16 protein-coding genes and 1 CRISPR repeat array (1 of these 17 running past the window's edge) are annotated in these 13,265 nt (G+C 46.3%); of the genes, 6 read left to right on the forward strand and 10 right to left on the reverse strand.

The features are described from left to right. Positions 1 to 220: chaperonin family protein RbcX (locus QZW47_RS22045; protein ID WP_293131412.1), on the forward strand; the 220-nt coding region annotated here is incomplete at its 5' end. Positions 221 to 266: 46 nt separating this feature from the next. Further along, positions 267 to 602 carry a ribulose bisphosphate carboxylase small subunit gene (locus QZW47_RS22050; RefSeq protein ID WP_293131414.1) on the forward strand — a complete coding sequence of 112 codons (336 nt, stop codon included), beginning with the start codon at positions 267 to 269 and terminating at the stop codon, positions 600 to 602. Between the two features lie 330 nt (positions 603 to 932). On the opposite strand, the gene QZW47_RS22055 is transcribed toward QZW47_RS22050, so the two are convergent. The 3 genes from QZW47_RS22055 to QZW47_RS22065 all read right to left on the reverse strand — a co-directional run bounded on the left by QZW47_RS22055 (position 933) and on the right by QZW47_RS22065 (position 2,653). Beyond that, a complete protein-coding gene (locus QZW47_RS22055) occupies positions 933 to 1,064 on the reverse strand; it encodes a hypothetical protein (RefSeq protein ID WP_293131416.1) in 132 nt (43 codons plus the stop codon). Positions 1,065 to 1,185: 121 nt separating this feature from the next. Continuing rightward, positions 1,186 to 1,419 (reverse strand): hypothetical protein, encoded by a 234-nt coding sequence (locus QZW47_RS22060; RefSeq protein ID WP_293131418.1) that lies wholly within the window; start codon positions 1,417 to 1,419, stop codon positions 1,186 to 1,188. Positions 1,420 to 1,429: 10 nt separating this feature from the next. Beyond that, positions 1,430 to 2,653 (reverse strand): hypothetical protein, encoded by a 1,224-nt coding sequence (locus QZW47_RS22065; protein ID WP_293131420.1) that lies wholly within the window; start codon positions 2,651 to 2,653, stop codon positions 1,430 to 1,432. A 251-nt stretch (positions 2,654 to 2,904) separates the two neighbouring features. On the opposite strand from QZW47_RS22065, the gene QZW47_RS22070 reads away from it, so the two are divergent. Then, complete coding sequence (locus tag QZW47_RS22070; protein WP_293131423.1) at positions 2,905 to 3,183, forward strand: hypothetical protein; 279 nt, start codon at positions 2,905 to 2,907, stop codon at positions 3,181 to 3,183. 272 nt (positions 3,184 to 3,455) lie between these two features. On the opposite strand, the gene QZW47_RS22075 is transcribed toward QZW47_RS22070, so the two are convergent. Continuing rightward, the gene (locus tag QZW47_RS22075) at positions 3,456 to 3,830 is read right to left on the reverse strand and encodes a hypothetical protein (RefSeq protein WP_293131426.1); all 375 of its coding nucleotides are present in this window, start codon (positions 3,828 to 3,830) and stop codon (positions 3,456 to 3,458) included. A 396-nt stretch (positions 3,831 to 4,226) separates the two neighbouring features. Between QZW47_RS22075 and QZW47_RS22080 the strand changes: the two genes are divergently transcribed. Then, positions 4,227 to 4,796, forward strand: coding sequence for a Uma2 family endonuclease (locus tag QZW47_RS22080; RefSeq protein ID WP_293131429.1), 570 nt, complete (start codon positions 4,227 to 4,229; stop codon positions 4,794 to 4,796). 112 nt (positions 4,797 to 4,908) lie between these two features. On the opposite strand, the gene ruvC is transcribed toward QZW47_RS22080, so the two are convergent. From ruvC to QZW47_RS22105, 6 genes are all read right to left on the reverse strand, one after another. After that, on the reverse strand, positions 4,909 to 5,442 hold the full coding sequence (ruvC, locus tag QZW47_RS22085) for a crossover junction endodeoxyribonuclease RuvC (protein ID WP_293131432.1): 534 nt from the start codon (positions 5,440 to 5,442) through the stop codon (positions 4,909 to 4,911). Positions 5,443 to 5,551: 109 nt separating this feature from the next. Then, positions 5,552 to 6,622 (reverse strand): magnesium chelatase ATPase subunit I, encoded by a 1,071-nt coding sequence (gene bchI / locus QZW47_RS22090; protein WP_293131695.1) that lies wholly within the window; start codon positions 6,620 to 6,622, stop codon positions 5,552 to 5,554. Between the two features lie 568 nt (positions 6,623 to 7,190). After that, on the reverse strand, positions 7,191 to 7,496 hold the full coding sequence (locus QZW47_RS22095) for a DUF4926 domain-containing protein (RefSeq protein ID WP_293131435.1): 306 nt from the start codon (positions 7,494 to 7,496) through the stop codon (positions 7,191 to 7,193). Positions 7,497 to 7,504: 8 nt separating this feature from the next. Then, positions 7,505 to 7,789, reverse strand: coding sequence for a DUF6883 domain-containing protein (locus tag QZW47_RS30205; RefSeq protein ID WP_366930918.1), 285 nt, complete (start codon positions 7,787 to 7,789; stop codon positions 7,505 to 7,507). After that, positions 7,674 to 8,030 carry a DUF6883 domain-containing protein gene (locus QZW47_RS22100; protein ID WP_293131438.1) on the reverse strand — a complete coding sequence of 119 codons (357 nt, stop codon included), beginning with the start codon at positions 8,028 to 8,030 and terminating at the stop codon, positions 7,674 to 7,676. Before QZW47_RS22100 ends, QZW47_RS30205 begins: the two co-directional genes overlap by 116 nt. A 134-nt stretch (positions 8,031 to 8,164) precedes the next feature. Then, positions 8,165 to 10,624, reverse strand: a complete 2,460-nt coding sequence (locus QZW47_RS22105; protein ID WP_293131698.1) for an EAL domain-containing protein — start codon at positions 10,622 to 10,624, stop codon at positions 8,165 to 8,167. Positions 10,625 to 10,990: 366 nt separating this feature from the next. On the opposite strand from QZW47_RS22105, the gene dapB reads away from it, so the two are divergent. Next, complete coding sequence (gene dapB, locus QZW47_RS22110; protein ID WP_293131441.1) at positions 10,991 to 11,818, forward strand: 4-hydroxy-tetrahydrodipicolinate reductase; 828 nt, start codon at positions 10,991 to 10,993, stop codon at positions 11,816 to 11,818. Positions 11,819 to 12,182: 364 nt separating this feature from the next. Further along, the gene (locus tag QZW47_RS22115; RefSeq protein ID WP_293131444.1) at positions 12,183 to 12,884 is read left to right on the forward strand and encodes a phosphate ABC transporter permease; all 702 of its coding nucleotides are present in this window, start codon (positions 12,183 to 12,185) and stop codon (positions 12,882 to 12,884) included. 10 nt (positions 12,885 to 12,894) lie between these two features. Beyond that, positions 12,895 to 13,265: a CRISPR direct-repeat array (repeat unit 34 nt; unit sequence ACACAAACGAATTCCGCCTCCGCGGAATGAAGAT); it runs 213 nt beyond the window's last position.

The raw sequence follows: 13,265 nt of genomic DNA on the forward strand, positions 1-13,265 counted from the left end.
TCAAGATTTAGGATTTCGGATCATGACTGTGCGAGAGTATCTGGCTCACGATGTGACGGAATTTTTGCCAGAAATGGTTTGTACTGGCATTCAACAGGCGAATATGGAACACAGACGCCAGCATTTAGAGCGAATTACGCAACTTAATTGGTCTGTTCCTAGCAGCAATCCTGAAACATCAATAGATTCTGAACCGAATCTGGATAATTTGTCGAGTTAATCGATCGACCAAAAGTGCGATCGAACACACACCTTAGAGATAAAAAATGAAGACTTTACCTAAAGAGCGTCGTTACGAAACTCTGTCCTATTTGCCCCCGCTGACAGACGCCCAAATTGCCAAGCAACTGCAATACATCTTGGATCAAGGCTACATTCCCGGCGTAGAATTCAACGAAACCTCTGCCGCTGAAATGCGCTACTGGACTTTGTGGAAGTTGCCTTTGTTTGGTGCTCGCAGCGTCCAAGAAATCATGGCTGAAGTTCAAGCTTGCCGCTCTGAAAATCCTACCTGCTACATCCGCGTCATGGGTTTTGACAACGTGAAGCAATGCCAAGTGCTGAGCTTCATCGTCCACAAGCCAAACACCAGAGGCTACTAAGCTTTAACAACTCTATTTTTTAGAGAAAAAGTTAGCTAAAAATTGAGGTAGGGAATTCTCCCCGCCTCATTTTTTTATGCAGAAGATTCGGCGGTTGAAACCGCATCTATACACGCAAAACCCACTCGCCTGCGGGTTAAAGTCAACGGTAGGGTGCGTCAGTTGAGTAATTCTCAATAATCGCTCCTAATCTCATTCTGACGCACCATTTATTCCGGATGTGCGTCAGTTGCGAGATTGTGAGTTTTTATCGAAATCTTCCTCGCTGACGCACCCTACTTAACTTCTTCCTTCTTCCTTCTTCCTTCTTCCTTCTTCCTTCTTCCTTCTCTACAGCTTGCAAATAGCTTTCAGAACTTGCAATAACACAACTGAAGATTCAGGTTCCATCAGATTGAGCAAAGGCATTAAAAGACGGTGAACTTCTCCTAATGTTAAAATTTTTGCATTAATAACTGTCATAACTTGAAAACCAATTAAGTCTCTATTGTAATTATAACATATTCGCAAAATAGGTTCGTAGTGAGGACTTTAGTCCTTTCTTTTTATGCTTTAATCACGGACTAAAGTCCGTACTACGAACCTAATTGCTCTGCTCGACAACAACTCCGTCAACTATTTCATAACCCCAACTGGAATGTCTAGCTGCCAGCTCTTTCGCAATGCCGTATTCGCCCAAACTGCAAAGGTCTATTAACTGCTCAAAGCCCAAACTTTTCTCGCGTTCCAATCTTTCTTGGCGCAACCTTTCTCTTTCTGCATCCGAAGGACTTTGCCGCTCAACTCCCAGCGGATTGATATCGCTAACTCGTTTCATGTTCGCCTCCTTAAAAAGGGATAGATTCTACTATTTCACCGTCAACTATTTCATAGCCCCATTCTGGATTAGCAGCTATTTGTTTTTCAACTATACTTCTACCCAGAGCAGTTTGGTAAGCTTTTTGCAAAAAAGAAATACTGGGGATTTCGTCGGTAGTTGGCGACTCCTGTGGTTCGAGTTTGGGCGGTTCTGCGATTGTTTCAGATGTGGATTGATTCAGCGAGAATTGCGGCGCGATCGCCCCCAATTTCTGCATCACGCTTTCTTTGGTAATTTGCGGTCTGTCGTTGAAGGAAGACGGCAAATATGCGGTTTGTACGCCCTGGTTTTTGGCTTTGAGCGCATCGTCAGCAATACGATCGCACTTTCGCAAAAAACCCTCCCACAAATCTTTCCCCAACACCGGGTTTCTCAAGTCAGCACGAGCCTTAGATACCGCTGCTTCCAGCGGTTCGCCCTTGTGGACATAATACTGAATCCGCTCCTCCTCAAACGCCGGATAAGGCACTTCCGGCTCAATTTCCCACTCCCGCTTAACTTTTTGACTTTCTCCTAAAGGAATTCCGGCGATAAACTCATCCCAAAAAGTCGAAGTTAAGCCCTTCGTCATGCTATCAATAATTTTAAATGCCCATCCCGAAGGATTGCCAAACCATAAGTTATGTTCTCTGGCATATTCTTCTAAAGCTCGCTGAAATTTTTGCAGTTCTTCCTGGGAATTCCAAGGCCCACTAAATCTGTAATTTGGGTTAACTGTAACGGCTATTTGCTGGCGGTGCTTGCCAAAAAATTTGTCTGTTTTAACAGCAGGTTCTGGGGGGGAAGTTTCCGGCAATATTTCTACAGGACGATTGTTGTTTTCGCGGCTTGTTTGTGCTATGGTATTTGCTGAATCTGGTGTCAACAAGTTATTAAATTTTTCCTCGAAAGCGTCAATGTCTGCCCAGAGTTCGAGGGAGTCGGTGTTGGAATCTGTGGATTTTTCTTTCAGGAGCGATCGCACTTTCAGCAAGCGTCTCGCGAGTTGTTGTTCTTCGGAATTTAAACCAGTGGCTTTTTCAATTTCGCTGCTGTTAGTTTTCACCCATTCACCGGAGTTTAACTGTTGTGCTTGCCATTGCAATAATTGACACAGAAAAATGCTCGCCGCGACTCCCCCGGTAATTTTGCCTAGTGTGGGATAGTAGATGGCGGGATTTCCTAAATTGCCTAAAAATATTCCTATTTTCATTTTTTATATTCCTAAATTCCTTGAATACTAGGGTGTACTACGGGTACCTTAGCTAATATTAGAGTGTGCCAAAGAACACATCACCTCCCAGAAACTAACATTCAGAAACTTAATATTTTCTTTAAGCTTCTGTCTATTCCTGACTGAATCGAGATTCTAGAGGAAAGACGGGGATCGCATATTCGATCGCCTGATTGACAGAACCCAGTTACACGTAATAATAAATTGTTTACTCTACAGCTCCTCCCAAAATGAATCCAGAACGCCAAGAGGCTTATTTGAACTTAATCGAGCAAGTGCTTACCTGTCCTAACGGTCAAGAACCAGAGGTTTTAAGTTCCTGTTCCGATTTAATAGATGCGGGATTTGTACAAATGCTAATCCAGATATCGGCTTCCATGGCGCGGGAAGGCGACGCAGATACTGCTAATTTTTTAGTGCAACTTGCTCGTTTGCTGGGGAAATCCTTGGCTTTGTCGCCGGATTTGGTGCCGGCTGGGTACAGCAGCGCACAGCCTTCATTTAGTTGACAGTTGACAGCTAGCAAGAAGAGCTCGCGTCGAGGCGTTGATAGTTGACAGCCACCTTTAGCTAAAAAAAGAGGATTGAAACAGTGAATAATTTTGTTCTATGTCCCCCTAGAACGAGGAGGCTTTAAACCCATTCTTGTTGGTAAATAAAAGTGCCATGAAGCCAAGCTGTCCCTGGAGAAATCGTTTCGTTGTATCATATTTTGAGCGGGGCGATTCCCAACCCTTTGAGATAGCTTGGCTGCACGTACTTTTTAACTCTATCGATAGCTTTAGAGTTTATATTCTAGAGGTTCGCAAAAATCATTCACCCCAGTTTTAAATACATAAATAATCGTCGGTGCCACTAAAATCTGCGGGCATATTTTTGCGACAACTAAATCTCTAAAGGCTGCATTCAATTGTCCGTTCATCAACTCTTCTTTAATCTCAGATTTGCAGATAGCAACGCGGCATCTTTTCGCCAATCCGTCCAACCAATTTTCCGAGATATTCGGTTCTTGTCCGGCTTGAATTGCTAGAGATATGGCTGCATCTTCGATGTTGCCTTCGCAATCTTCGATTTCGTCTAGGGCTTTTAGGGCTGCGGGATATTCCGCTAATTGCGATCGAAATTGGGCAATTTCTTGTGAGGTAATAATCACCATAAAATTTTCCTGTGTTCTCTGCTGACTGACCCAGTTGAGCAATTAATCTTAACATTATAGCATTTTTTTGATTGAGGTTGGGATTTGGGCGATCGAACTCATACCAAGGGTGAAAAAGTCTTGCTACAATTATAATATAAAAATTCTCCGTCACTGGCATAACTCCCCGCCGGACACGGCAATGCCGTTTCCCTACAGATGAAATCCTCAGTATTCGGTATTATTGAGATTTTTCATGATTGGAATTAATTAGATTTTTTACTAAATTTTGGCAATTCGCAATCACCCATTTTGAGGTCAACAAAAAGTCCAAGGGATCGAGACTGATATTAAAAATTACAAAAAGTGCTGTTAAAATAGGTGGCTAGGACTCATATTTATCAGGAGTTATAAAAAATGACAACAGTTACTTTAAACTTAGATACTGTCGAACTAACAGACGAACAGTTTTACCGTTTGTGTCAGATGAATCGAGACTGGCAATTTGAACGGACTTCCAAAGGAGAAATGATAATTATGTCACCAGTAGGCGGAGTCAGCGGCAATCGAGAAGCCGATTTGATTACTGATTTGAGTTTGTGGAACCGTCAAACCCAGCTCGGGAGAGTATTTAGTTCTTCAACAATTTTTCGGCTACCCAATAACGGAGACCGTTCTCCTGACGCGGCTTGGGTTAGCTTAGAAAGATGGTCGGCTTTAACAGCAGAAGAACGGGAAAAATTTCCGCCAATTTGTCCTGACTTTGTAATAGAATTGCGTTCGCGAACCGACCCGCTGCGCCCGCTTCAGGAGAAAATGCAGGAGTATCTCAATAGTGGCTTGCGCTTGGGTTGGTTGATTAATCCTCAAGACGAACAAGTAGAAATTTATCGCCCCAATCGTGATGTAGAGATTGTACAATTTCCTGTGAGTTTATCCGGAGAAGATGTGTTGCCCGGATTTGTTTTAAATTTGCCGATGATTTGATATTATATAATGTGTTTTATCCTGCGGACTTTAGTTCTCCTAAAAATCAGAGGACTAAAGTCCGCACGATCAAACCTATTTGATTTTTTGCGGAATCTTAGATAAGATTACATCATTTTTGTTGAGTGGCAAATTCTATTTTTTTGGGACAAATATCATCATCATACCAACCAGTCAAAGCCACGGCTAAAGCATCCGCTGCATCGTCGGGTTTCGGAATATAACCTAGTTCCAACTCTCGCGCTACAGCCTCTTGCACTTCCGATTTGTCAGCATTGCCGCGGCCTGTCAAAGCTTTCTTAATTTGAGCTGGTGTAAACTCGAACAGCGGCACTCCGCACTGAGCCAATACTAGAATCAAAATGCCGCGGGCTTGGGCGACAAGTATGGTATTTCCCATTTTGTAAAAAAACAGCTTTTCGGCAATTGCCAAATCTGGTTTTACCTGTTCAATTACTGCGTGCAAATCTTCGTAAATGATTTTCAGTCGCTCTCCCATTTCTTGTTTTGGCAAGGTTTTAATCACGCCGCAATCAATCATGGAAACGCTGTTTTTGTCTTGTTTTCCGGGGACAATTTGACAGGAAATTGCGCCGAAACCGAGATTGGCTAAACCCGGATCTAATCCTAAAATTCGTTTTTCCATGGCAGAAATTAGTAATTGGGAATTGGGCGAAGCAATGGCGGATTTAAATTAGGGGAATGTTTTTTCACCACCAATGACTAACGACCCATTACCAATTACTAATTACCAATTACCCCTCAGTTGTTTCTAGACCGAATACTCGATCGAACACTTTAGTCACTTTATAGCCCGAATCTATTGATTCTAGCGGGTCTTTCCGCAATCGGTGGCGCAAACAGAGAGTCATCACTCGGCGAATATCGTCCACAGTCACCTCGGTGCGCTCTTCTAGGGCGGTGAAAGCTTTCGCGGCCCGATTTGTGACCAAATCGCCCCGCAGCCCGTCTACGTCCAATTCCGCGCAGACTTGGGAGATTTTTACTCGCAAATCGCGATCGATAGTTACGGATTTCAGCCTTTCCTGGGCTTCCACCAACTTCTGCTGCATATCATCTTGTTGGTGCTGGTATTTCGCGAGAAACTCGGGCGGATTTTGGTCAAAGCTCGATCGCTGTTCGACAATTTCCACTCTCAGATTAGGATCTTTGACAGTCCGAATTTCGGCGTGCATTCCGAATCTATCGAGCAATTGCGGGCGCAATTCTCCTTCTTCGGGGTTCCCGGAACCGATTAAAATAAATTTAGCTGGGTGGCGGATCGAAATCCCTTCTCTTTCGACAGTATTCCAACCGCTGGCGGCGGAGTCGAGCAAAACATCGACTAAATGATCGTCGAGCAAATTGACTTCATCAACGTAAAGAATGCCGCGGTTAGCTTTAGCTAACAGGCCCGGTTCAAAAGCTTTCACGCCTTCTGACAAAGCTTTCTCGATGTCGATCGTACCGCACACTCGGTCTTCGGTAGCGCCTAAGGGCAAGTCTACCATTTGTACTTTTTTGCGGGCGATCGGCATTGTACCTTGATGGAAAGTGCGATCGCGCACCTCATCGCTCATCAAATCCGGATCGCTGGGATGACTGTTAAAAGGATCGTCAGCCACTACTTCAATTTCTGGTAGCAAATCAGTGAGGGCGCGGATTGTGGTAGATTTACCAGTACCGCGATCGCCCATAATCATCACTCCGCCAATTTTGGGATCGATGACATTCAATAGCAGTGCGAGTTTCATCTCCTCCTGGCCCACAATCGCAGTGAAGGGAAAAACAGCGCGGCGGGCTGCGGTGGCGGTAACGGTTGGCAGAGCGCCCGCATTTACGTTATTGCTGACTTCGGCAGTAGGACTCACAGGATAACTCAAAATATAATAATTGCCTGTTTATTGTAAGGGATAAGGGATTGCCTGGGGCGATCGTATTTGTAGGGCGCGCATTTGTAAGGTGCTTATGGTGCACAAAACTGCTTCAACACCTAAGCGCAACTAAGATTTTCTGTATTTGCATAACTGCCTTGGGCAGACTAAAAGCTCACCCCACAAGAGTTTGAAGCAAAATTACTACCTATATTAAATGCGGGTAGATGGCACAGGAAGGGCGATCGAGCCACCCGAATGTAACGAAATATAATAATACCCCTGCGGGGAACGGGAATGCTTCGGGATCGATCGCACTTTTTGATATCGAAAGGCCGATCGTCCTTTACAACTGTTTCACTCTTAGACGGGCGAGCGCACTTTTTGACATCGAAAGGTCGATCATCCTTTACAACTTTTTCACTCTTAGACGGGCGATCCTCTTCGTTGGCGTAGCCCCCGTAGGGGCGGGCTTCGCTAACGCCTTTTTGATATAAGCGATCGCCCTCACAAAAACTCGCTATCTCCCAGACAAAGAACGCGCAAACTCTAAAACTTGTATCTGACGTTCGTCTGACAAACGTCCAACCATCGCAGCTAATAGCTCAGATACAGACAACCAACGCCTTTCTTTCGACTTCCAAACAACTAAAAACTGCTCCGTAGACAGAGTACACAAAGCTATCGTTTCGCCAGAGCTATCGCTAAATTCTACTTCGTATTTTTGATCATCATAACAATCTACAATTGCCCCTCTAACACCCATGTGTAAATTAGATTCAGGCAAAGTCACTAATAATTCGACTACATCAAATAATTCTGGCACGATCGCGCTCACCTCCGAACGAATAGTGTTACCAGTCTTGCCTCATTACTGCCAGGTTCTACGATCCAACCTGTACGGACAATCTCTTGCTGTCCTTGTGCACAATTTCCAAGTCTACAGTATAGAACCCATTTGACATCTTTGAGTTTTTGGGTTGGGTGACGAGAAATAGCGAGATCAACCCGGTTTCTGAGATTTACGCCCGGGGCAAGAAACCGGGTTTCTACGAGTTTTTGGGTTGGGTGACGAGAAATACCGATAGAAACCCGGTTTCTGAGATTTACGCAGAATATATCTCAAATGGGTTCTATAGCGCTGTCCGTGTTTGTCATTTAGTCCTAAAACTGCTTCAGCATCAAGAGTTTTAGTTGAAATCTGTGCTAACAGCAATTCATGATTTTCTCGGATAAATCCCAAACAACGCTGAAATATTACAGCTTTATCGCTACCGACTGGATTATCTAAATTAAGAGCATACTCTGTTAATTTTTGAGGAGCGATAACGAGATGGCTGACAATTTCTTTCAGCTTCATGTTTGTTTACCAGCAATAATTTTAGCACCCTATAGATTAAAGAGCTGCTTTGGAAGTTCGGATAGACATTCAATTTTAACTCTAACGTACTGCGATCGCATATGGCCGGTCTTGAGTCAGAAAATAACTAACAATTACCACTGGGGTTCGGAAGCCATCAAAGCAGTCGCAGCATCACTCGGTAAGGGCTTAGCAAAAAAGTAACCTTGGCCGTATTCGCAGCCGATCGCCCTTAATCTAGCTAATTGTGCCGCCGTCTCCACACCCTCAGCAATCACATCCATCCCCAAAGCGTGGGCGAGGGTGACAATAGTCCGGACGATCGCCACATTCTCCCCCTCGCTGGCTAGCTCCATCCGCCCTACAAATGACTTATCAACCTTCAAAGTATCCGTAGGAAACCGACTCAAATAACTCAAAGATGAATAACCGGTGCCAAAATCGTCAATTCCCAACTTGACTTTTAATGCTTTCATCTGCTTTAAAACCTCGATAGCCGATTCCACATCATCCATCACCACACTCTCAGTAATCTCCAACTTCAAACTCTCGGCACTTAAACCCGTTGCCACCAAAATAGCCTCAATTCGCTCCACCAAATCCGGCTGAGCAAACTGCTTCCCAGATAAATTTACACTCATAATCAAAGGGCGATCGAAATCAAACATTCCCTCCCACAGCCGTAACTGCCGGCAAGCCTCCTCCAGCACCCACTCACCAAGCGGCACAATCGCCCCCGTCTGCTCAGCCACCGGAATAAACTTGACCGGCGAAATCAAGCCCCGCTGCGGGTGCTGCCAGCGCACCAAAGCCTCAAACCCAATAATCTTGCCGCTAGCCAAACACACAAACGGCTGGTAGTGCAGCAAAAACTCGCGGCGCTTTACAGCCATCCGCAAATCCGTCTCCAAGCGCAGCCTCTCCAAGGCCAAATCGTGCATCGAAGCATTAAACACCTGATACCTTCCGGTTCCCAAAGCCTTGGCGCGGTACATCGCCGTGTGGGCGTCGCGCAGCAAGTGTTCCGGCTGTTCCCGAGTGGCGGCAGTGGGTTCGCCCCCCACTGCAATCCCGATACTTGCGGTGACAAACACCTCTTGTCCTCTCAAGTCAAAAGGCACAATTAAAGCTTTGTGAATGCGATCGGCCAAATTAACAGCACTGTCAACATCTACATTCCTGACCAAAATCGCAAAATCGTCGCCCCCCACCCGCGCCACAGTATCCGCGCCAGCAATACTTGCCCTCAAACGCATCACCACGGCTTTGAGCAGTTCATCTCCCACCAAATGACCCAAAGAATCATTGATCGCCTTAAATCGGTCTAAATCCAGAAACAGCACCGCAAACAGATAGTTGCGGTGGGCCCTAGTGTGGGCGATCGCCCGCCCCAGGCACTCTACAAAGAAATCCCGGTTCGGCAAACCCGTCAGAGAGTCATGAAAAGCATCGTAAAGCTTTCTGTAAGCGCTGACACCCACACCAGTCACCACCAAACCCAAAGCCGGCGACACCAGCGGCACCCAGCCACCCTCAATAAAAATCCCCAAACTAATTCCCAACAGCCCCATCAACGCCACGCCCCCAACAAATCCTGCCCTCGCTGGGTGCACAATCCGCCAAGCCACAACCCCGCCAATCAAAGCCCAAGAAGCGTTCCACAAAATTTCTGCCCATTGGGGCCACACCCAAAATAGCGATCGCCCCTGCGAAACCGCGCTCAATATTTGGCTGAGCATTTGCGCGTGCAGCAACACCCCCGGCATTTTCGGATTTTGCTTTTGAATCGGACTGTAGGGCGTCAGAAACACGTCTCTGGTACTCGGTGCAGTCGTCCCGATCAGCACGATCTTGTCCTTTACCCAGCTTGGGTCAATTTCCCCGTTCAATACCTGCCTGATACTGACTTGTCGCGCTACCTGCTTCCCCGATCGGTATTTGAGCAGAATTTGGTAGCCTCTGGTGTCGAGATTGGCATAGCCGCCGCTGTGAGAATTTAAAGGCACAAATTCTGCTTTACCCCAGTTGATTTGGTAGGGATTGACAGGGCTGTCTGTCGGCTGCACCCGATCTTTGAGATAAAGCAAAGCCAGTTGCAAAGAAAAGGAGGAAGCAATAGTTTTGTCTGCTTGCGAGACTGAAAGCAAATTGCGGCGCACCACGCCGTCAGCGTCGAGCACGAAGTCGTTAAAACCCACCCGATCCGGCGGCATCCCCGGGGGTGCCGCTACTCCGGGATTGTCTGAATCGCTCATTTTGGCGATCGCCACCACATTCGGTGCTTTCAGCGCGGCCAGCAATTCTGGGTGTCCCGGTGGTTGGGGCAAATCCCGGTACAAGTCCAAACCGATGACTTTTGGCTGGTACTTTTGCAATTTTGTCAAGGTTTGGGCGATCGCCGTGTCGGAAATTGGAAATCTCCCTAGGGCTTGAATATCCGCCTCTGAAATTGCTACTATCAGCAGTCGGCGATCGGGGCCTGCATCGGGCTGCAACCGCACTAACGAGTCAAAACTCCCTAATTCCCAGTTTTGCAGCCATCCCAACCGCTGCACTCCCATGTTCAGCAGCGTTACCGTCGCGCCCGCAAGCATTGCAGGCAAAATCCTGACCCGCCGACCTCTAGAACTCATGTCGAGGCCTGTTGCGACAGACAGTACAGAACGAAGATTTCGAGAGAATTTGGCAGTCACAAAAAAAATATATGGGTGCAAATTCGCTAGGTAAAGTCTGTTCCCACAGAATTGAGCTTATGATGAGATTGAGTGTAATTTTTTCAGAACTTGTGCCGCAAGCGAGTTGATTAAAGCTAATTACTCGCTCCAGGCAAAGTATTTCTGGATGGGAAACCAGGTTACTGAAGATTTGCCGATAAGCCCTGTCTTTGATTCCGCCGTTTCCCCAAGTTTCCACAAGCGTTAAAATTTAGTCGATCGAAATTCCAGGATATTTTTGAGATTATGGCGAATCAACTTCCGATACCGGTGATTGTGAACGGTGCTGCGGGCAAAATGGGCCGCGAAGTAATTAAGGCGATCGCCAATGCGAGTGATATGACCTTGTTTGGGGCTGTAGACCGCTCTCCTGAGTGCCTCAACGCTGATGCGGGGGAATTAGCCGGATGTGGCCCGTTGGAAGTTCCCATCACTGACGACTTGCAAGGAATGCTAGTTTTGGCCGCTCAGGAAAAGCAGTTAGGCGTGATGGTAGATTTTACTCACCCAAAGTCGGTTTATGAAAATGTGCGATCGGCGATCGCTTACGGTATACGCCCGGTAGTCGGGACTACAGGATTGAGCAGCAAGCAAATTGATAACTTAGCTGAATTCGCTGACAAAGCTAGCACCGGCTGTCTGATTATACCCAATTTCTCGATCGGCATGGTTTTGTTGCAACAAGCCGCGGTCACGGCATCTCAGTATTTTGAACACGTAGAAATTATCGAGCTGCACCACAATCAGAAAGCCGACGCTCCCAGCGGCACGGCGATTCAAACTGCCCAAATGCTAGCAGAATTGGGAAAAACTTTCAATATACCCGAAGTTGAGGAAACCGAAAAAATAGCCGGAGCTCGGGGATCGGTGGCCGATGAAGGGATTCGGATTCACAGTATCCGTTTACCGGGTTTAATTGCCCATCAAGAGGTAATTTTTGGTGGCCCGGGTCAAATTTATACTTTAAGACACGATACGAGCGATCGGGCTTGTTATATGCCGGGAGTTTTGTTATCGGTGCGAAAAGTGCTGGATTTGCGATCGCTCGTTTATGGATTGGAAAAAATATTGTAGTCAGTTGACAGTTGACAGTTGACAGAAGAGCCCGCCCGCGGAGTCGAGGGGTTGACAGTTGACAGTTGACAGTTGACAGAAGAGCCCGCCCGCGGAGTCGAGGGGTTGACAGTTGACAGTTGTCAGTTGTCATTAGTTTCAACAATTACCTAAAACCTTTGATTAATCTCGCTGATTGCCAAGTCTAGATTCCCCTAAATCCCCCTGGTTGTAAGGGAGTAGGGGGTTGACTTTGATCAGTTATGGTAGGGTGCGTCAGGGCTGAATGTTTTGATAACAGATTAATAACTTTCTCCCTGACGCACCCTACAGTTAATTAGCTTCTTCCTTCTTCCTTCTTCCCTCTTCCTTCTTCCTTCTTCCTATGCTAATTCCCTTAACTCGCGAAACCTTTCAAGAACTAATTCCGCCCGTCGCCACCGGAGCGCAATACCAATATATTTGGGGAAAACCGCCCGATTTCTTAAGACGAATGTTAATCTCTGCGGTAGCTGTAGTTTTCTTGCTAATAGTTTATAACTTTGCCGGTTCCGATGTCGGGCCTATAGTTTTAATTACCGGATTAATGGCCGGTTTGTACTGGCTTTGGGGGCCGATATTCTGGGCGAGTTTGCGGAATGCAGAATGCCGCAAATATCAATACTGCGGTTTTTGGCAAGGGCGAGTTTTGGATATCTATATCACCGATGAAGTTACAAGTCAAGAGGAAACAGTCAATCAAAAAGGACAACTCGTAATTGTTGATAACTTAGAACCGCGAATTAATTTAGAAGTTGGCGATAAAACGGGATTTACTACTACACTCCGAGCTCCATTGCAGAAAAATCATCAGGGAATTGTCCCCGGCCAAGCTGCTTTAATGTTAATTATGTCGAATCAAGAAGATTTGGGCAGAATTGCCAAGGTTTCGGATATTTATATTCCCAGTCGCGATGTGTGGGTGAGCGATTATCCTTATTTACGCAAGGATTTGTTTGTGGAAATAAGTCAGCAAATTAAAAAAGGCAGGCCGAAGAAAGGGCGGGATAATGATAATCAAAGAGCGACAAGATCAGACGGCGGTTGAAACCGCGTCTACACAAACGAATTCCGCCTCCGCGGAATGAAGAATGAAGATTAGACGGCGGTTGAAACCGCGCCGACACAAACGAATTCCGCCTCCGCGGAATGAAGATTAGAGATGAGACGGCGGTTGAAACCGCGCCGACACAAACGAATTCCGCCTCCGCGGAATGAAGATGAGACGGCGGTTGAAACCGCGCCGACACAAACGAATTCCGCCTCCGCGGAATGAAGATTAGAGATGAGACGGCGGTTGAAACCGCGCCTACACAAACGAATTCCGCCTCCGCGGAATGAAGATTAGACGGCGGTTGAAACCGCGCCGACACAAACGAATTCCGCCTCCGCGGAATGAAGATTAGACGGCGGTTGAAACCGCGCCGAC

Origin of the sequence: Microcoleus sp. bin38.metabat.b11b12b14.051 (assembly GCF_013299165.1) — a bacterium.
Taxonomy (GTDB): Bacteria; Cyanobacteriota; Cyanobacteriia; order Cyanobacteriales; family Microcoleaceae; genus Microcoleus.